The organism is Embleya sp. NBC_00888, assembly GCF_045207655.1.
Lineage (GTDB): Bacteria > Actinomycetota > Actinomycetes > Streptomycetales > Streptomycetaceae > Embleya.
Genome location: NZ_CP108784.1, coordinates 5517589 through 5537335, shown reverse-complemented (window position 1 = coordinate 5537335; position 19747 = coordinate 5517589). Strand labels below are relative to the sequence as shown.

14 protein-coding genes are annotated in these 19747 nt (G+C 71.5%); 6 read left to right on the top strand and 8 right to left on the bottom strand.

Translation table 11 applies throughout. From position 1 onward, the window contains the following. Positions 1-162 precede the first annotated feature (162 nt). The 4 genes from OG948_RS23805 to OG948_RS23790 all read right to left on the bottom strand — a co-directional run bounded on the left by OG948_RS23805 (position 163) and on the right by OG948_RS23790 (position 6138). The gene (locus tag OG948_RS23805) at positions 163-1347 is read right to left on the bottom strand and encodes a PucR family transcriptional regulator (protein WP_406298419.1); all 1185 of its coding nucleotides are present in this window, start codon (positions 1345-1347) and stop codon (positions 163-165) included. A 1020-nt stretch (positions 1348-2367) separates the two neighbouring features. Continuing rightward, a complete protein-coding gene (locus tag OG948_RS23800) occupies positions 2368-3159 on the bottom strand; it encodes an enoyl-CoA hydratase/isomerase family protein (protein ID WP_406298418.1) in 792 nt (263 codons plus the stop codon). Positions 3160-3541: 382 nt separating this feature from the next. After that, on the bottom strand, positions 3542-5050 hold the full coding sequence (locus OG948_RS23795; protein ID WP_406298417.1) for an MFS transporter: 1509 nt from the start codon (positions 5048-5050) through the stop codon (positions 3542-3544). A 176-nt stretch (positions 5051-5226) separates the two neighbouring features. Continuing rightward, positions 5227-6138, bottom strand: coding sequence for a phosphatase PAP2 family protein (locus OG948_RS23790; RefSeq protein ID WP_406298416.1), 912 nt, complete (start codon positions 6136-6138; stop codon positions 5227-5229). Positions 6139-6445: 307 nt separating this feature from the next. Between OG948_RS23790 and OG948_RS23785 the strand changes: the two genes are divergently transcribed. The 4 genes from OG948_RS23785 to OG948_RS23770 all read left to right on the top strand — a co-directional run bounded on the left by OG948_RS23785 (position 6446) and on the right by OG948_RS23770 (position 12617). After that, positions 6446-7156 carry a response regulator transcription factor gene (locus tag OG948_RS23785; RefSeq protein ID WP_395866170.1) on the top strand — a complete coding sequence of 237 codons (711 nt, stop codon included), beginning with the start codon at positions 6446-6448 and terminating at the stop codon, positions 7154-7156. Further along, positions 7105-8226, top strand: coding sequence for an ATP-binding protein (locus tag OG948_RS23780; RefSeq protein WP_406298415.1), 1122 nt, complete (start codon positions 7105-7107; stop codon positions 8224-8226). Before OG948_RS23785 ends, OG948_RS23780 begins: the two co-directional genes overlap by 52 nt. 239 nt (positions 8227-8465) lie before the next feature. Next, positions 8466-12296: a multifunctional oxoglutarate decarboxylase/oxoglutarate dehydrogenase thiamine pyrophosphate-binding subunit/dihydrolipoyllysine-residue succinyltransferase subunit gene (locus OG948_RS23775; protein ID WP_406298414.1), complete on the top strand. Its 3831-nt coding sequence runs from the start codon at positions 8466-8468 to the stop codon at positions 12294-12296. A 138-nt stretch (positions 12297-12434) separates the two neighbouring features. Then, complete coding sequence (locus OG948_RS23770) at positions 12435-12617, top strand: DUF6104 family protein (RefSeq protein WP_020557400.1); 183 nt, start codon at positions 12435-12437, stop codon at positions 12615-12617. Positions 12618-12687: 70 nt separating this feature from the next. On the opposite strand, the gene OG948_RS23765 is transcribed toward OG948_RS23770, so the two are convergent. After that, positions 12688-13572 (bottom strand): DUF4184 family protein, encoded by an 885-nt coding sequence (locus tag OG948_RS23765; protein WP_406298413.1) that lies wholly within the window; start codon positions 13570-13572, stop codon positions 12688-12690. 217 nt (positions 13573-13789) lie between these two features. Here OG948_RS23765 and OG948_RS23760 point away from each other — a divergent pair, with 217 nt between their 5' ends. Together OG948_RS23760 and OG948_RS23755 are read left to right on the top strand one after the other, a co-directional pair. Then, the gene (locus tag OG948_RS23760; RefSeq protein WP_406298412.1) at positions 13790-14656 is read left to right on the top strand and encodes a DUF4097 family beta strand repeat-containing protein; all 867 of its coding nucleotides are present in this window, start codon (positions 13790-13792) and stop codon (positions 14654-14656) included. Next, positions 14653-15456 carry a helix-turn-helix transcriptional regulator gene (locus OG948_RS23755; RefSeq protein WP_406298411.1) on the top strand — a complete coding sequence of 268 codons (804 nt, stop codon included), beginning with the start codon at positions 14653-14655 and terminating at the stop codon, positions 15454-15456. The genes OG948_RS23760 and OG948_RS23755 overlap by 4 nt, the downstream gene beginning before the upstream one ends. A gap of 307 nt (positions 15457-15763) precedes the next feature. Here OG948_RS23755 and OG948_RS23750 read toward each other — a convergent pair whose 3' ends face one another. The 3 genes from OG948_RS23750 to OG948_RS23740 form a co-directional block, all read right to left on the bottom strand. Next, a complete protein-coding gene (locus OG948_RS23750; RefSeq protein ID WP_406298410.1) occupies positions 15764-17353 on the bottom strand; it encodes an ABC transporter substrate-binding protein in 1590 nt (529 codons plus the stop codon). A 49-nt stretch (positions 17354-17402) separates the two neighbouring features. After that, positions 17403-18365: a zinc-binding dehydrogenase gene (locus tag OG948_RS23745; RefSeq protein WP_406298409.1), complete on the bottom strand. Its 963-nt coding sequence runs from the start codon at positions 18363-18365 to the stop codon at positions 17403-17405. A gap of 139 nt (positions 18366-18504) precedes the next feature. Then, a complete protein-coding gene (locus OG948_RS23740; protein ID WP_406298408.1) occupies positions 18505-19698 on the bottom strand; it encodes an NADP-dependent malic enzyme in 1194 nt (397 codons plus the stop codon). Positions 19699-19747 lie beyond the last annotated feature (49 nt).

Sequence of the window (19747 nt, the reverse complement as noted above, 5' to 3'; positions counted from 1 at the left end):
GGAGTCCAGATCCCGGCCGCACAACGGGGCAACCGACCAACCCGACGGCAACGCTTCTGTGCAGCGGCACAGAACGGGCTTGGTGCGCGGGTACGGGGTCGGTGGCAAAAGTAGGTGCGCCGCTCGGCCCACCTTCGCCGGAGCGTGGGTCGGGTCGGCGGCTCAGGTGCTCAGGCGGTGCGCGTCCAGAGCCAGGGCCAGTTCCACCAGGTCGCGCGGCAGGCCGAGTTCACGGCCCGTGAGCTGTTCCAGCCGGCGCAGCCGATTGAGCACGGTGTTGCGGTGGCAGAACAGCCTGCGGCCCGCGCGGACCGCGGAGCCGCCGGAGTCGAGCCAGGCGCCGAGCGTGCCGAGCAACAGATCGCGGTCGACCGGGTCCAGCGCGAGGATCGGCCCGAGCACGCGCGCCGCGAGGTCGTGCGCCAGGTCGGGCTGCGAGGCGACCAGCGCGGCGGGCAACCGCTCGTCCAACCGGGCGCACTCACCGTCGGCGGTACAGGTGCGCAACGCGATCTCGGCGAGCCGCCGGGCCCGGCCCAGCGCGGCGAGCCCGTCGACGATCGGGCTGATGCCGGCGCGGGACCCGGCCGCCGGGCCGAACGTTTCCGCAATCTCGTCCAACCCCGCCGTGCCGAGCAGGACGACCGCGAACTCCCCCTCCGCGCGGGCCCGCCAGACCACCCGAATCCCGCTCGGCGCCACCCGCCGAGGCGTGTCGTGCACCCCGGTTCCGGGCAGCGGATGGCGCAGCGCGACCACGGCGTACCGACCGCGCTCCGGCAGATCGAGCACGGCGGCAGCGGCGGCGAGATCGGCCGCCGGTGCCCGGCCGTCCAGGAGGGTGTCCAACAGGGCGTGCACACGCTCGTCATGACGATTCGTCAGCTCGGTCTCGACCCGCCGATACGCGTCGGCGATCGCGCTCGCGTGCCGATCGACGAAGTTCCACACGTCCGTGGCCACATGCACCAACAGCCGCACCTCGTCCGGCTCCTGCTCCGCGGCGACCTCGACCAGGGTCTGCCACAACAGCACGCCGCCGAGCCGATAGGCGTGCAACAGCGCGTCCAGCGGCACCCCTTGCTCGGCCCGCCGACGCGCGAGTCGCCCGGACGCCCATTGGCTGCCCTCCAACTCGCGCGGCCACACGGCGAGCGCGCCCACCCCGACCCGCAACGCCTCGTGCGCACTCTGCCAAAGCTCGTCCGGCGGCACCCCGCCGTCCAGATAGGCGGGTTCGAGCACCTGTAGCTCCGCCACGAGCCGATCCGTCAACTCCGGCAACCGCTGCGGCAACACCCGAGCGGCCCGACGCAACAACGCGGTATGAGCAGATCTGTCAGACAACTCGGCCCTCTCCCTATTTGGGCGACTTCGTCGCCGGCTCGCGAGGCACCACCTTTTTTCTCTCCCCCGCAAGCTCCTCCAAGAAAAAAGGCGGCCCCTCGCTCGGGGCTTCGTGTCCCTCCGCTTCGCTCCGGGCCACAAAGCCCAAACCTGCGGCTCCGCCGCTCTCCGCGCTCCGCACGTCGATCACGAGGCCTCACCCACATCGTGGGCGCTGACGCGCCAAACCGCAGCGCCCTTGTCGGGCGACTTCGTCGCCGGCTCGCGAGGCACCACCTTTTTTCTCTCCCCCGCAAGCTCCTCCAAGAAAAAAGGCGGCCCCTCGCTCGGGGCTTCATGTCCCTCCGCTTCGCTCCAGGCCACAAAGCCCAAACCTGCGGCTCCGCCGCTCTCCGCGCTCCGCACGTCGATCACGAGGCCTCACCCACATCGTGGGCGCTGACGCGCCAAACCGCAGCCGAACTCGGCGACCCAGGGAAAGCCCACCTCGTTCTCGCGGCCAACCCACCCACCCGCGAGCAGCCCAACCGCCGCCAGGAAAGCCGACCCAGCCCCCTCGGCCACCCTCAAACGCCCACGCCGACCCAGGCCCGACACCGCCCCGAAATCCCCAACCACACCGGGGATCCACGGAGCCGAGGAACCGACCCCGGCCCCCACGCCACCCTTGAAGCCTCGGTAACCGCCGCCGGCCACATCGGAGGCCGCGGGGCCGGAGCAGGTCACGCCACCGCGCCTGAAACCCCAACCTCCGCACCAAACGCAACGAGTGGAGCGGGCGGGTACACAACCCAAGGCAACCCCACACCAAACCGCAGCACGCTGCACCCGACCCCGGAGCCACAGGACATGCTCACCGGGCCGGACCGCGCCCACCGGTCGCCCAAAGAACCGCAGCCCTCGAACGCAAACGCAACGGGTGGGCGGGTGGGCACACCATCAAAGCCAAGTGCCTCGCGAGCGCAGCCAAGCGAACCCGAGCCCAGTGGACCCATCAGGGCCACGCGGCCACGAGCATGGCTACCGGGGCCAAGCGAAGCGCGGAGCGCGTCGTTCCGTGAAGGCGGCCAAGCCCTCCCGAACGTCGGCCGAGCCGCGGGATTCGCGCTCCCACGTGTCGCGCCACGCGTCGAGCCGCGTCGGGTCCGTGGTGTCCGTCGCCAGGAGGTCCTTGGCGGCCCGGATCGTCAGTTGGGAGCGGGACGCGATCGTGCGGGCGAAGCCGTAGACCTTCTCGTCGGCCTCGGTCGGGTCGAAGACGTCGTCCACCAGCCCGACCCGGAGCGCGTGGGCCGCGTCGATCAGTTCGGCCGAGAACAGCAGGTACTTGGCCGTCGAAACGCCCACGAGTCGGGCCAGCCGTGCCGTGGAGCCCGCGTCGTAGACGATCCCGAGCTTGGCCGGCGTCACCCCGAAGCGCGCCGTCGTGTCCGCGAAGCGCAGGTCGCAGGCCGCCGCCAACTGGCATCCGCCGCCCACGCACGGGCCCTGCACATACGCGATCGTGGGCTTCGCGAACGCCGCCAACGCCTGCTCCGCGGCCGAGTTCAGCGCGTGATAGGCGTCCGCCGCCTCGGCCGTCGCGTAGTGCCCGCGCAGTTCGCGGATGTCGGCCCCCGCCGAGAACACCCCGTCGGTGCCGGTCAGCACCAGCACGCTCACCTCGGGGTCGGCCTCCAGCGCCGCCAACGTCCCCGGCAGCGCCTCCCACATCGCGGCGGTCAACGCGCCGCGGGCGTGCGGGCGATCGATGCGCAGCGTCGCCACCTCGCCCTCGACCTTGACCACAAGCCCATCGACCCCGGTATCCATCCCGCCGCCCTTTCCTCACCGCCGCACAACCGACGCACATCCGCGGCCACGCTACGGGCCACCGACCCCCACCCGCCCGGCGCCCCGAACCGACTCGTCCGTCCGGGCCGGCCGAACCTCCGGGCCCCGCCCGCCGACCCGAACCCCGGGTCGCCGTGCCATCGGCGATCACCCGACCATGCTCGACCACGACGATGTCGCCCGCCCACCGGTCGGTCCCGCCCCCGGCACGGGCGTGGTTGGGGACACCGCAACTCTCTCGGTCAATGTCGGCGGCACCGTGCCCCCTCGTCCCGAACCCGATCGCGCAACGTCCGCCATCCACCAAGCGTCATCCGCCACCCGCCGCACCCGACCGCGACCGCGCGGGCGCCGCACGTCCCTACCGCCCCGTCCCCACCTCCTCGTGCCCCGGATCCAGCGGCGGCCCGGCCATGTCGCAGCCGATGCGCACGCACGGCTTGGCCCGCTCGGCCTCCGGCTCGGTCGGGGCCAGCGATTCGGGCGTGATGGTGAACCAGGCCACCGCCGAGCCCAGCACCAGCAGACCCGCACAGATCCACAGGGCGCGGTCGAAGCCCGTGTCCACCACGCCCGGGTCCCGATATCCGTCGCCGGACAGGCCGACCAGGGCCGGGAGTCCGGCGACCGTGAGCAGGCCCGCCGCGCGGGCCGCCGCGTTGTTGACGCCGCTCGCGATGCCCGCCCGACTGACGTCCACCGACGCCAGCACCGTCGCCGTCAGTGGCGCGACCAGCACGGCGAGCCCCAGACCGAAGATCAGCACGCCGGGCAGTACGACGGTCGGGTAGTACGCGTCGGGGCCGATCCGCAGCAGCGTCAGCAGGCCGCCCGCGCACACCAGCGGGCCCAGCGTCAGTTGCGGGCGCGGGCCGATCCGCCGTGCCAGGTCGCCCGACCGGGCCGAGAGCAGCAGCATGACCATGGTCACCGGCAGCAGCGACAAGCCGGCCTGCTGCGCCGAGTACCCCGCCACCGTCTGGAGTTCGAGCACCAGCAGCAGCAGGAACGCGCCCAGCGCGCCGTACACGAACAACGTCACGATGTTGACCGACGTGAACAGCCGGACCCGGAAGATGTCCAGCGGCAACATCGGCTCGCGCGTGCGCTTCTCCACGGCGACGAACACCACGGCCGTCGCGACCCCGGCCGCGCCCGCGAAGGCCGCCGCCACCGGAGTGGTCTCCGCCTGGACCAGGGCCCAGGTCACCCCCGCGAGCGCCAGCGCGGCCAGCACCGCGCCGGTCACGTCGAAGCGGCCCCGGGGTTGCGGGTCGAAGGTCTCCGGAACGGTACGCAGCGCCACCACGATGGTCACGGCCGCGAGCGGCAGGTTGATCAGGAAGACCCAGCGCCAACTGACCGCGTCCACGAGCCACCCGCCCAGGAACGGCCCGATCGCGCTCGCCACGCCGCCCAGGCCCGACCAGGTGCCCACCGCACGGGCCCGGTCGTCGGCGTGGAAGGTGGCCTGGATGATCGCCAGCGAACCGGGCGTCAGCAGCGCGCCGCCGATGCCCTGGAGCGCACGGGCGGCGATCAGCATCTCCACGTTCGGCGCGATCCCGCACAACAGCGAGGCCGCCGCGAACCAGGCCACGCCGATCACGAACACCCGGCGCCGCCCGTACCGGTCCCCGAGCGCGCCACCGAGCAGGATCAGTCCGGCCAGCGTGAGGGTGTACGCGTTGATCGTCCATTGCAGCGCCGCGAGCGAGGCGTCGAAGGAGCTCCCGATGCTGGGCAGCGCGACGTTGACGACGGTCGAGTCGAGCATCGCCATGCCGGAACCGAGCACGGTGGCCAGCAGCACCCACCGGCCGGCCGGCGTCTTGGCGCGAATGCCCCCGGAGGGGAAGGTGACGGGCATCTGAGCATCATGCCCACCGCGACGGCGGGGAACTCGGACCCACTCGATCGGCCGCAACCGGCGACCCGCGGGTTCGACCACGACCGGCGGCGCCCGCCCACGCCCTCGCGGCCGGGACCTGTCCGGGGAACCGCCCCCGGTCCGCCATCCGCGGCGCCGGGGTCCGGGAACCGCCCCTAGCGCGCTATCCGCGGCGCCGGGATCGGCCGGATCAACCCGCGCTGCGTGGCCCGATCCGGCCCGGGCAGTACGGCCAGCGCGAAGATCATCAACAGCACCGCCACCACCGCGTCCATCCAGTAGTGGTTCGCGGTCACCACGACCACCAGCAGCGTTATCGCGGGGTGCAGCCAGACCGCCCAACTCGCCACCTTGCGGCCGGTGCCGGCCGCGTTCCACACCGCCGCGACCCCGAGCGCGACCACCACGGCCCAGCCCACGTGCAACGACGGCATCGCGGCGAACTGGTTCGCGATCTTGGCGCCCGCGCCGGAGTACGGCGAGTCGCCCGCGTCCATGCCGGTGTCGGTGAAGCCGGGCATCTTCCGCGGCGGCGCGAGCGGGACCAGAATGTGGATGATCAACGCGGCGCCGGTCATCATCGCCAGTATGTTGCGGACCCACTTGTAGTGCTCGCGATGGCGGATCCACAACCACAGCAGGAATCCGACGGTCGCCGGGAAGTGCACGTAGGCGTAGTACTTGTTGCAGAACGTCACCGCCGCGTGCGACTGCATGAACCAGTCCTGGATCGCCGCCTCGTCCGGCAGGCGCAGGTCCTTCTGCATGGTCAGCAACTGCTTGGCGTTGGAGAACGCGGTGGTGGTCTCGCCCGACGCCAGGCCGCGCCCGAGCTTGTAGACGCCGAACAGCAGCGCGACCAGGAACAGCTCGCGCGCCGCGTCCTTGAGCGTGCGCATCCGGCGGGCCTTGGCCTCCGCGGCCTGCACAGCCGGGTCGGCCGCCGCCCGGTCGGACTTGCCGACCCCCGTCACCGAAGCCGCCTGCGTGGCCGGCGGCGCCTGTTCGCGCCGATCGACCTCGTGGGCGGGGCCCTCCGTGACGTTGCGCCGCACCAGATCCCCCATGCTGTCGGTTGTCTCGGTCTACCGTCGTCGGTCGGCCGCGTTCGATCCGCGCCGTCGCCACCCGGGTCGTGGACCACTGCCCGCACCCGCGCCCCGGATCAGGGGTGCGGTGTTCGGCGGCAACGCTTGAGCCAGGGTAGACGGATCAGGTTAGACCGATCCTCCCCCTGAAGTACCAATCGGGGCCGGCTCCCGCGGGGTACTCCGGTCCTGCCTCTCTCCTCTGGACGTCGTAGCGGCCTCCCCGGTTCGAGGGAGCCTCACCAAGTCGCGCACACGGCCCGCCGACGGTACGTAGGCTGCGGGTATGACCGACCCGACGGGGGAAAAGCGGCTCGTACTCGTGGTCGAGGACGAGCCCATGATCGCCGACGCGGTGGCCGCCCGGCTGCGGGCGGAGGGCTTCGGCGCGATCACCGCACCCGACGGCCCCTCCGCGCTGACCACGGCCACGACCACCCGGCCCGACCTGGTCGTGCTCGACGTGATGCTGCCCGGACTGGACGGCCTGGAGGTGTGCCGTCGACTCCAGGCGCTGCACCCGGGCCTGCCGGTGATCATGCTGACCGCGCGCGACGACGAGACCGATCTGCTGGTCGGCTTGGCGGTGGGCGCCGACGACTACATGACCAAGCCGTTCTCGATGCGCGAATTGGTCGCCCGGGTGCATGTACTGCTGCGCCGGATGGAGCGCGCCGAGGCGGCGGCCCGCGCGGTCTCCCCCGAGGCCGCGTTGAACCTGGGCCGGTTGCGGATCGACCGCACCCAGCGCCGGGTCCGGCTCGGCGTGGACGAGGTGCACCTGACCCCGACCGAGTTCGACCTGCTGGTCTGCCTCGCCTCGCGCCCGCGCGCGGTGCTCTCCCGCGAGCAGTTGCTCGCCGAGGTGTGGGACTGGGTGGACGCGTCCGGCACACGCACCGTGGACAGCCACGTCAAGGCGCTGCGCCGCAAGCTCGGCGCCGAGTGGATCCGGACCGTGCACGGCGTGGGCTACGCGCTGGAGGCACCGTCCTGAACCCCGCCGATTCGCGCCCCGCCCGGCCCCGCCCACGGCCCCGGCGCCCGCGCCTGAGCCGCGGCAACCTGCGGCCGCTGGATCGACTGCGCTCGATCAAGGCCAAGCTCGGCGTGCTCGTGATCGCGTCCGTGTTCGTCTCGACGCTGCTGATCATCCTGGGGCTGCGGGCCGAGGTGCGGTTCCGGTACATGCTCGTGTTCACCTCGCTGGCGTGCCTGGCGGTGACTTTGGTGCTCGCGCACGGGATGACCTCGCCGCTGCGCGAGATGACCGCCGCCGCTCAGGCAATGGCCCGCGGCGACTACTCCCGCCGGGTGCGCGCCACTTCGCGCGACGAGGTGGGCACCCTCGCCGGCGCGTTCAATCGCATGGCCGCCGACCTGGAGGCGGTGGACCGGCACCGGCGCGAACTGGTCGCCAACGTCTCGCACGAACTGCGCACGCCCATCTCCGCGCTCCATGCGGTTTTGGAGAATCTCGTGGACGGCGTGCAGAAACCCGATCCCGACACGCTGGGCCTCGCGCTCACCCAGACCGCGCGCCTGGGCCGACTCGTGTCACAACTCCTCGACCTTTCCCGGCTGGATTCGGGGGCCGTGCCGCTCCAGGCGCGCGAGTTCGCGGTGGGGCCGTTCCTGGCCGCGCTGACCGAGGAGACCGGGGCCCTGGGCAGCGACGTTCGCTTCCGGGTCGACGTACGACCGACCGATCTCACCGCGACCGCCGACCCCGAGCGACTGCATCAGGTTGTTACCAATTTGGTGGCCAATGCCTGCCGGCACAGCCCCTTCGGTGGCACCGTGAGTCTGCACGCACGACGCGACGAGGGCCCCGGAAGCCTGTGCCTGGAAGTCCAGGACGAGGGACCCGGGATCCCGTACGGCGAGCGCGGTCGGGTCTTCGAACGGTTCACCCGCGGCGGCGAGAGCTCGTCCACCGACGGGGGTACCGGACTGGGCCTCGCGATCGCCCGCTGGGCCGTGGACCTGCATGGGGGTGATATTTCCGTAGCCGAGTCGAGCCATGGGTGCCGTATCCGAGTGCTCCTGCCCGGTGACCCGAAGTAATCGGGTGATCGGACACTTACTGCACGGGACGATCCCGACATGACGTTCCGTGACCACCAATACGGCGGGAAGCAACAAACGCGACTAAACAGTCAACCGTTTGTGATCTACGCGACGCGGAGGCCGAGGGGCCTGCGCGACACTGGTCAAAGGGCGTAGCCTTGTTTCCCGCTGTCCACCACCCCAGGAAGCGGAAGAGGGCGGTTGCCGCCGTGTCGTCACAGTCCCCTAGCAACCCGATGGCCAGCTTCGGCCCCAACGAGTGGCTCGTCGACGAGATTTACCAGCAATATTTGCAAGATCCCAACTCGGTGGATCGTGCTTGGTGGGACTTCTTCGCCGATTACAAGCCCAGCGAGCCGTCGACGCCGTCGACGCCCGCCGGCCAAGCCACCGTGGCAAGCCCGAGCGGCCCCACACCAGTGAGCGGTACCACGAACAACTCTGGAAGCATCCCCGCGCCGAGCCCGGCGCAACCCCCCGTGACGGCGGCAGTGTCGTCGACCGCGACGGGGACGACGACTCCGGCCCCGGCCCCGAGCCACCCGATAATGACGAGCGGTGTACAGGACGCGGCACCTTCGCCCGCTCCCGTCCCGGCCGCCGATCCGGCTCCGGTCCAGGCCGCGCCCGCCAAGGTCGCCGCACCGACGCCCGCGCAGGCACCCGCCCCCAAGGCGGCCGCCGCGCCCGCGAAGAAGCAGCCCGCCGCGCAGCCGGACGCCGTCCAGCTCAAGGGCCCGGCGGCACGTGTCGCGATCAACATGGACTCGTCGCTCGCCATCCCCACCGCGACCAGCGTGCGGGCCGTGCCGGCCAAGCTGCTGATCGACAACCGGATCGTGATCAACAACCACCTCAAGCGCGCTCGCGGTGGCAAGGTCTCGTTCACCCACCTCATCGGCTACGCGCTCGTCCAGGCGGCCAAGTCGATGCCGTCGATGAACCACTCCTACGAGGAGCGCGAGGGCAAGCCGTTCCTGGTCAAGCCGGCGAACGTCAACCTCGGTCTGGCGATCGACCTGACCAAGGCCAACGGTGACCGCCAGCTCGTGGTGGCGGCCATCAAGAAGGCCGACGAGATGGACTTCTTCGCCTTCTGGCAGGCGTACGAGGACATCGTCCGGCGAGCCCGCTCGAACAAGCTCACGGTGGACGACTTCGCCGGGGTGACGATCTCGCTGACCAACCCGGGCGGCATCGGCACCGTGCACTCGGTTCCGCGGCTGATGCCCGGTCAGGGCACGATCGTCGGCGTGGGTGCGATGGACTACCCGGCGGAGTTCGCGGGTGCGTCCGCGGACACCCTGTCCCGCCTCGCGGTCAGCAAGACACTCACGCTGACCAGCACGTATGACCACCGCATCATCCAGGGCGCCCAGTCGGGCGAGTTCCTGCGCCGGATGAACCAGTTGCTGCTCGGTGAAGACTGCTTCTTCGAGGAGATCTTCCGTTCGCTGCGCATCCCGTACGAACCCGTGCGCTGGGTGCAGGACATCTCCGCGACGCACGAGGACGACGTCAACAAGACGGCACGTGTGCAGGAGCTCATCCACTCGTACCGGGTCCGCGGTCACCTGATGGCCGACACCGACCCGCTCGAGTACAAGCAGCGCCGGCACCCGGACCTCGACGTGGTCGAGCACGGGCTGACGCTGTGGGACCTCGAGCGCGAGTTCGCGGTCGGCGGCTTCGCCGGCCAGGCGCTGATGACCCTGCGCGACGTGCTCGGCGTGCTGCGGGACACCTACTGCCGCACCGTCGGCATCGAGTACATGCACATCCAGGACCCGGACCAGCGCCGCTGGATCCAGGAGCGGGTCGAGGTTCCGCACGCCAAGCCGGACCGCGAGGACCAGCTCCGCATCCTGCGCCGGCTGAACGCGGCCGAGGCGTTCGAGACCTTCCTGGCCACCAAGTACGTCGGCCAGAAGCGCTTCTCGCTGGAGGGCGGCGAGACCACCATCCCGCTGCTCGACGCGATCATCTCGGCCGCGGCCGAGGACGGTCTCGACGAGGTCGCGATCGGTATGGCGCACCGCGGCCGGCTGAACGTGCTGACCAACATCGTCGGCAAGTCCTACGCGCAGGTCTTCCGCGAGTTCGAGGGCAACATCGACCCCAAGTCGATGCACGGCTCGGGCGACGTGAAGTACCACCTCGGCGCCGAGGGCACGTTCTCCTCCGAGGACGGCGCGCAGGTCAAGGTCTCCCTGGTGGCGAACCCCTCGCACCTGGAGGCGGTCGACCCGGTCCTGGAAGGCGTCGTGCGCGCCAAGCAGGACATCATCGACATGGAGGGCGCCGACTTCCCGGTGCTCCCCCTGCTGCTGCACGGCGACGCCGCGTTCGCGGGCCAGGGCGTGGTCGCCGAGACGCTGAACATGTCGCAGCTGCGCGGTTACCGCACCGGCGGCACGATCCACGTGGTGATCAACAACCAGGTGGGCTTCACCGCCTCCCCGGCCTCGTCCCGCTCGTCCATCTACGCGACCGACGTCGCGCGGATGATCGAGGCGCCGATCTTCCACGTCAACGGCGACGACCCCGAGCAGTGCGTGCGGATCGCGCAACTCGCGTTCGAGTACCGGCAGACGTTCCACAAGGACGTCGTGATCGACCTCATCTGCTACCGGCGCCGGGGTCACAACGAGGCCGACAACCCGTCCTTCACGCAGCCGCTGATGTACGACCTGATCGACAAGAAGCGCTCGGTGCGCAAGCTCTACACCGAGGCCCTCATCGGTCGTGGCGACATCACCGTCGAGGAGGCGGAGCAGGCGCTCAAGGACTACCAGGACCAACTGGAGAAGGTCTTCTCCGAGGTCCGGCAGGCCACCGCGCCGCAGGCTCCGCAGGCGACCCCGGCCGCGCCCGCGGCGGACATCGCCTTCCCGCGGATCGACCCGACCGGGATCCCGCACGAGACGGTCAAGCGGATCGTCGAGTCGCAGGTCTCGCTGCCCGAGGACTTCGCCGTGCACCCGCGCCTGCAGCCGCAGTTGCAGCGCCGCGCGGCGATGGTCGAGGACGGCACGATCGACTGGGCGATGGGCGAGACGCTCGCGTTCGGCTCGCTCCTGATGGAGGGGCGCCCGGTGCGCCTGGCCGGTCAGGACAGCCGCCGCGGCACCTTCGGCCAGCGGCACTCGGTCCTGGTGGACCGCACGTCCGGCGCCGAGTACACGCCGCTCGCGCACCTGTCCGACGACCAGGCCAAGTTCACCGTGTACGACTCGCTGCTCAGCGAGTTCGCCGCGATGGGCTTCGAGTACGGCTACTCGCTGGCCCGGCCGCAGTCGCTGGTGTTGTGGGAGGCGCAGTTCGGCGACTTCGCCAACGGCGCGCAGTCGATCATGGACGAGTTCATCTCCTCCGCCGAGCAGAAGTGGCACCAGCACTCCGGTGTGGTCCTGCTGCTTCCGCACGGCTACGAGGGCCAGGGCCCGGACCACTCGTCCGCGCGCATCGAGCGCTACCTGCAGATGTGCGCGCAGAACAACATGACGGTGGCCGCGCCGACCCTGCCGAGCAACTACTTCCACCTGTTGCGCTGGCAGGCGCTCAACCCGCACCACAAGCCGCTGGTGGTGTTCACCCCGAAGTCGATGCTGCGGCTGAAGGCCGCCGCGTCGAAGATCGAGGAGTTCACCGGCGGGCAGTTCCAGCCGGTGATCGGGGACACCACGGTGGACCCGAGCAAGGTCAAGCGCGTGGTCATGTCCTCCGGCAAGTTCCACTACGACCTGGCCGCCGGCCGGGCCAAGGCCGGTCGCGACGACGTCGCGCTGGTGCGGGTGGAGCGGCTCTACCCGCTGCCGGTGGCCGAGCTCAAGGCCGAGCTGGAGCGGTACGGTCTGGACCGCTACGGCAAGGACCTGGAGCTGGTCTGGGCCCAGGAGGAGCCGACCAACCAGGGCGCGTGGCCGTTCATCGCGCTCAACCTGGTCGAGTACGGCCTGCCGGCTCCGCGTCGGATCGCGCGTCCGTCGTCCTCGTCGCCCGCGGTCGGTTCGGCCAAGCGGCACGAGGCCGAGCAGCAGGGTCTGGTCGAGGAAGCGATGAGCTGATCCGCGGCTTTCGCTGATCCACCGACTCCGCCCCGGCCCGCGTACGATGCGCGCCGGGGCGGAGTCGCGTGCTGCGGGTGCCGCGCACCCGCACACCCACCGGACACACACGGGACACACACATCGGAGTCGGAGAGCATGTACTTCACGGACCGTGGCATCGAGGAGCTGGAGAAGCGACGCGGCGAGGAGGAGGTGTCCCTCGCGTGGCTCGCCGAGCAGTTGCGCACGTTCGTGGACCTGAACCCCGAGTTCGAGACCCCCGTCGAGCGGCTCGCGACCTGGCTCGCCCGGCTGGACGACGACGAGGACGACGAGTAGCCGAACCCCGGCGCGGGCCGAACCCGGCCCGCGCGTCGGCGGGCCGGGCCGCGATCCGCCGGGTCCCCGGTCAGGCGTCGCCGGCGCGCCGGAGCGTACGGGTGTGCCACAGGGCCCAGCCGGCGCCGTACAGCACCAGCCCCACCGCCAGGCCGCGGCCGAAGCCGGTCGCCGCGCCGAAGCCGAGCACCTCGACGGCGGGCACCCGCCCGTCGGGGAACGGCAGCAGCGCCTTGGCCGCGCCGAGCGCGCCGACCAGCACCAGCGCGCCGAGCACCGCCCAGCGCCCGGCCACGGGCATCCGCAGGCCCGTGATCGGCCGTGCCGGCAGCCGGCCCACCCAGCGCCACGTCCACACCGCGCACGTGGTCAGCCCGACCACCGTGCTGACGTGCTGGAGCAGCACGTAGCCCGGCCGCAGGCCGAAGAACTCCCGGCGCAGCTCGGGCAGTACGTGTGCGACGCCCGGGTCGTCGTGGTGCGTCCAGGCGTCCCACGCGATGTGCGAGAGGCCGCCCAGGATCGCGGAGACCACGAACCACACGCCGACCGCGAGGGTCTCCCGCAGGAACGGCCGCCCGGCCCGCGCGGCGGCGTACAGCCGGCCCGGCAGGCGCGGTCTGAGCGGCTCCTCCAGGGCCGCCCGGACACGATCCGGGCACAGCACCAGCAGCGGTCTCGCGAGCAGGTGGAAGGCGAGTACGAGCAGCGCGGTGAGCGCGATGTTCAGACCCAGCACGCCCGGCCACAGTTCGTGGGTGGCCTGCCGGTCGGCGCGCATCGGCAGGAAGTCCAGGGACACGAACAGGATCACGTCCGGTGCCATCGCCCCGAAGGCCAGCGCGGAGGCGATCAGCGGCCCGTGTCGGCCCGCCCCGTCCCCGGCCGTGGTTCCGGTACGGGTGGCGCCCTGGAGCGGCAGCACCGCGGCGATGTGGCTGAGCGTGAATGGCATGCGTGGTGCCCCCGTGCTGGATGCCGTAGGCGGGCGCGCCCGCTCGCGCGCACGCGCGCCACGGGCACGACGCGCGGATGAGCGAAGTCCCTCGGCTTCGAGAAACGCGGAAAGCAGACCCGATGGTTCCCTTGACGTGCGGCAGACGCGATATATCGTGAATGACAGAGCTTCGCGATATATCGCGTTCGGCACTCCGACCCGAAGGGGAGGGTCCATGTCCCGATGGATGATCGAGGAACCACAGGACCTCACACTCGACCCCGTGCGCGTGCTCCGCGTGCGCACGATCGGCGGCCTGGTCGACGTCGTGGGCACCGACGGACCGCCGCGCCTGGAGGTGCACGCCGTCGAGGGGCCGCCGCTCCAGGTGACCCACGACGAGGTGAGCGGCGAACTGGTCGTCTCCTACCCGGACTTGACCGGGAAGCACCTGATGAACTGGTTCCAGAGCGCCCGGCGGCGGGCCGACTTCAAGGCGTTCATGGCGGACGGGCGCGCGCTCGGTCGCCGGCACGCCGAGGTCTCGCTGGCCGTGCCGTGGGACTGCACGGTGGAGATCGGCGTGGTCTCCGCGCACGCGACCGTCTCCGGCATGCACGGCGACACCACCGTGCGCAGCATCGGCGGCGACGTGACCCTGGTCGGTCTGACCGGCACGGTCGACGCCAACACCGTCTCCGGGTCGGTGGACGCCGAGTCGATGGCCGGCGACCTCGGGGTGGTGACCGTGGCCGGTTCGCTCACCGTGATCGAGGGCACCGGCGGCCGGGTCCGGGCCAACTCGGTCTCCGGCCCGATGACGCTCGACCTGGACGCGGTCGGCCGCAGCCACGTGCAACTGAGCACCGTCTCCGGCGAATTGACGGTACGGCTGCCGCACGAGGGCGACATGCACGTGGACGTGCGCAGCGCGGCGGGCTCGGTCGACTCGGTGTTCGACGAACTGACCACGAGCGCCAGGTTCGGCGCGAGCCACGTCAGTGGCAAGCTCGGCGAGGGCTCGGGACGGCTCCGGATCAACTCGGTATCGGGCCCTGTGACGTTGTTGCGTCGCGCCCCGGAGGGAAAGGTGATCGCATGACCCCGGTCTTCGGGCACGGCCGCCTGCGGCTGTACCTGCTCAAGCTGCTCGACGAGAGCCCCCGACACGGCTACGAGGTCATCCGGCTGCTGCACGACCGCTTCCTGGGCCTGTACGCCCCCTCGGCGGGCACGGTCTACCCGCGCCTGGCCAAGCTCGAACAGGAGGGCCTGGTCGAGCACGACGTGGAGGGCGGCCGGAAGGTCTACCGGATCACCGCCGCCGGCCGGGACGAACTGGCGGCTCGCCAGGAGGAATTGGCCCAACTGGAGGCGCAGATCCGGGAGTCGGTCTACGAGCGGGCCCGGGAGATCCGGGACGAGGTGCGCACGTCGGCGCAGAACCTGCGCGAGGAACTGGGCCGGGCCGCCCGCGAGGTCCGCAAGACGCCCCGCGCCGCGACCGAGGAACGCACCGAGCCCAAGGGCTGGGAGCCGATCTTCTCGCAGCGCATGGCCGATCTCGCCGAGGGCCTGGCGCACAACCTGGTCGACCTGGCCGGCAAGCCCGGCCTGCACGACCTGGAGCGCGAACTACGCCGCCGCTTCGGCGCCACCGACCCGGAACCCACCACCGCCCGCGCCCGCGCCGAAGACGCCTGGTCCAAGGAAACCGACCGCCCCACCCGCGGCACGGACACCTTCGACCTCGAAGCCATCCTCGACACCATCCGCACCGAACTGACCCCCCTGGCCCACCGAGCCGGCATCACCCCCGACCAATTCGACCGAGCCCGCACGGTAGTGATCACCGCAATAACCGACCTCCGCCAAATCTTCACCGAAGACCCCCCACCCTGACCCCACCGAGCCCTCACGCAAGACACCCAGCCCGGCCGGCGCTTGGGGCCACCCAGCCCGGCCGGGGCATGAGGCCACCCAGCCCCGCCGGCGCTTGAGGCGAACCAGCCTGGCCGGCGTTTGAGGCCAACCCAGCCTGGCCGGCGTTTGAGGCCAATCAGCCCGGCCGGCGTTTGAGGCCAAACAGCCCCGCCGGCGCTTGAGGCCAAACAGCCCCGCCGGCGCTTGAGGCGAACCAGCCCGGCCGGCGCATGAGGCCAAACAGCCCCGCCGACGCATGAGGCCAAACAGCCCCGCCCAACCGAGTTCAGCCACGCCGATGGAGCGTCGCCAACCCCACCCGCCCCAACCCCATTTGCCGCGCGTCCACCGACTCGACCCGCCCACTCCGCCCGACCGCGACCTTCGGATACACCGGCGGCAACACCACCGCGTCGCGCGCCACGATCTCCCCCGCCACCCGCGTGAGTGTCGCCCGCCGAGCGGTATCCGCCGTCCCCCAGGCCTGCTCGACCAAGCGATCCAACTCGGGATTCACATACCCCGTGCTCTCCGGACTCGTCGACACCGCCGCCGACAACACCGCGAACCCCGTCCGCCCCACCGCGTACGCGGACCCGCGCAGATCGACCAGCGCGACATCGAAGTCCCCGACCCGCCGCCGCGCGACCCACGTCGCCGGATCCACCCGCTCGACCGTGACGGTGAACCCGACCCGGTTCCAGCCCTCGGCCAGCACCCGTGCCACGTCCGGGAGTTCCGCCGCCTCCCCGACCACCGCGAGCAGCGTGAACCGCACCCCGGGCGGCACCGGCGCCTCGCCGAACATCGCGGTGACCCGCTCCGGCTCGACGGTCGGCCCGGCGGTCGCACTCGGACTCGGCTTCGGGGACGCGGTCGGACTCACCCCGCGGCCGTACGGCGTGTACTCCGGGTCCCACCCCTCGTTGCCCGGCCCCAACGGCCCCTGCCCGATCACCGCGTCGCCCCGGTACACCTCCTGCGACACCCGGGTGCGATCCATCCCGAACGCCAGCGCCCGCCGCACCGCGACGTTGTCGAACGGGGGCCGGCGCAGATTGGGCAGCACCACCAGGTCGGCCGGCCCGCTCGCGGTCTGCACGTACGTGTCGTCCGCCCGCCGCAATCGCCGCACCTGGTCCGGTGTCGGACGCGGGTACACCGCGAGCCGACGCGCCTTCAGGTCGGCCACCGCGTCGGCCGAGGCACGGAAGTCGATGCCCTCCAACGGCACCGCCTTGCCGCGGTAGTCCGGATCGCGCCGCAGCGCCACCACCGCCCCGTCCGCACCCGCGAGCCGGAACGGCCCGGTGCCCACCAGCGCCCGCGGATCGCCCAGCGTCGCCTGGTGCGGGATCGGCAGGCAGGCCAGCAGGGCGCGCAGCGCGCCGAACGGCCGCGGCAGCTCGATCCGTACCGTCCGCACGTCCGGCGCCTCGATCGCGCCGAACCGGCCCGCCAGCCACGGCGCCCAGTCGCCCGCCGTCGCCGGATCGCCCACCCGGCGCAGACAGGCCACCACGTGTTCGGCGGTGAACGCGTCCCCGCCGTGGAAGCGCACGTCCGGCCGCAGCCGGATGGTCCAGCTCAGCCCGTCCGGCGCGATCTGCGGGTCGGCCCCGGCGAGCACCGGCCCGATCGTGGTGTCGTCCCGGTAGGTGTAGAGCGCCTCGACCACGGGGTCGGCGATCCAGCGCACCGGCTCGGCCGTCGCGTACACGGGGTTGAGCACATCCGGCAGGCGGGCCACGCCGACCGTGAGCGTGCCCCCGGAACGCAGTTCCCGGCCGGTACAGGAGGCGAGCAGGCCGGCGGACACCGCGGCCACCCCCGTACCGGCCCCGAGGGCTAGTACGCGGCGACGGGACAACGGCATCCGGCGGTCCTTCCGAGACGACCCGGGCACGTGCGGACCGGCGTGATGATCAAGGGGTGAGGACGATCTTGCCGAACAGATCGCCCCGGGCCAACCGCCGGAACCCCTCGCGCGCCTCGGTGAGCGGCAGCACGGTGTCGATCACCGGTCGCACCCCGCCGTGCGCGCACAGCCGGAGCAGGCCCGCCAACTCGTCCCGGTCGCCCATCGTGGAGCCGACCACGCGCAGCTCCTGGAAGAAGATCCGGGTCAGTTCCGCGGCCGCCGGCCGGTCGCCCGAGGTGGCGCCGGAGATCACGATCGTGCCGCCGGGCTTGAGGCTCTTGACCGAGTGCGACCAGGTCGCCGCGCCGACGGTCTCCATCACCGCGTCGACCCGCTCGGGCAGCCGGGCACCGGACGCGAAGGCCGCGTCGGCGCCGAGTTCGATCGCCCGGGCGTTCTTCGCCTCGTCCCGGCCGGTCACCCACATCCGGTAGCCGGCCGCCTTGCCGAGCACCACGAGGGCCGTGGACACACCGCCGCCGGCGCCCTGGACCAGCACCGTGCCGCCCGGGCGCACGCCCGAGTTGGTGAACAACATCCGATACGCGGTCAGCCAGGCGGTGGGCAGACAGCAGGCCTGCTCGAAGGACAGCTCGGCGGGCTTGGGCAGCAGGTTCCAGCGCGGTACGGCGACCTTCTCGGCGAAGGTGCCCTGGTAGCGCTCGGTCAGGATGGAGCGGGGCTCGTCGGTGCCCGGGCCGCCGATCACCGAGTGCACGACGACCTCGTTGCCGTCCTCGTCGATCCCGGCCGCGTCGCAGCCCAGGATCATCGGCAGTCGGTCCTCGGTGATGCCCACGCCCTTGAGGGTCCACAGGTCGTGGTGGTTGAGCGACGCGGCCTTGACGGTCACGGTCGTCCACCCCGGCGGCAGCCCGCCGTCGTGGCCGGGCTCGGGGTGCTCCCCGAGCCGGAGGCCGGACAGGGGGTCCTGGGCATCGATGCTCACGGCGCTCACGGCAAACATGGGAGGCACCCTACTGACGACGTGTGCGGTCCGCCCGGTCGGGCGGACCGCACACGTCCACGGGTCGCCGTGGATGCGATCGCGTCGTCGGACGGTCGGCGAGGAGCCGTCGGACGATCACCGATCCACGGACCGCGGCTCAGATACGCGCGACGCCGTCCTGCCGGGCGGCCTCGGCCACGGCCTTGGTCACCGCCGGCGCCACCCGCTCGTCGAACGGCGACGGGATCACCTTGTCGGGCGAGAGCTCGTCGGCGACGACCGCGGCCAGCGCCTCGGCGGCGGCCACCTTCATCCCCTCGGTGATGCGCTTGGCACGCACCGACAGGGCGCCGGCGAACACGCCCGGGAAGGCGAGCACGTTGTTGATCTGGTTCGGGTAGTCGCTGCGCCCGGTGGCCACCACGGCCGCGTACTTGTGCGCCAGGTCCGGGTCGATCTCCGGGTTCGGGTTGGCCATCGCGAAGATGATCGCCTGCGGCGCCATGGTCGCCACGACCTCCTCGGGCACCTTGCCCGCGGACACCCCGAGGAAGACGTCGGCGCCGCGCATGGCCTCCTCGATGCCGCCCTTGAGCTTGGCCTTGTTGGTCAGCTCGGCGATCATCCGCTTGATCTGCGTGAGGTCGTCCCGCCCCTCGTGCACGATGCCCCGGCTGTCCACCACGCACAGGTCGCCGATGCCCGCCTCGATCAGGATCTTGGCGATCGCGATGCCCGCCGCACCCGCGCCGGAGATGACCGCGCGCAGGTCGGAGAGCCGGCGCCCGGTCACCGTGGCCGCGTTGCGCAGCGCGGCCAGCGCGACGATCGCCGTGCCGTGCTGGTCGTCGTGGAAGACCGGGATGTCCAGCCGCTCCTGGAGCCGGCGCTCCACCTCGAAGCAGCGCGGCGCGCTGATGTCCTCCAGGTTGATGCCGCCGAAGGACGGCGCGAGCCGGGCGATGGTGTCCACCAGCTCGTCCACGTCGGTGCAGGAGAGCGCGAGCGGCACGGCGTCGATGCCGGCGAACTCCTTGAACAGGATCGCCTTGCCCTCCATCACCGGCAGGGACGCGGCGGGACCGATGTCGCCCAGGCCGAGCACCGCGGTGCCGTCGGTGACCACGGCGACCGTGTTGGACACCCACGTGTAGTCGTGGACGAGTTCCGGGTTCTCGGCGATGGCCGTGCACACACGTGCCACACCGGGCGTGTAGGCGAGGGACAGATCGTCCCGATTGCGCACCGGGACGGTCGAGCGAACTTCCATTTTCCCGCCCCGGTGCAGGGCGAAGACCGGATCGAGTTCGTCCGTCGCCGTGCTGTCCGTGGGGATGATCTCCGCTGCCACAGTGACCCCTTTGTAGACATTGTCAGTAGAAGTGCAGCTCTCGGAGCGC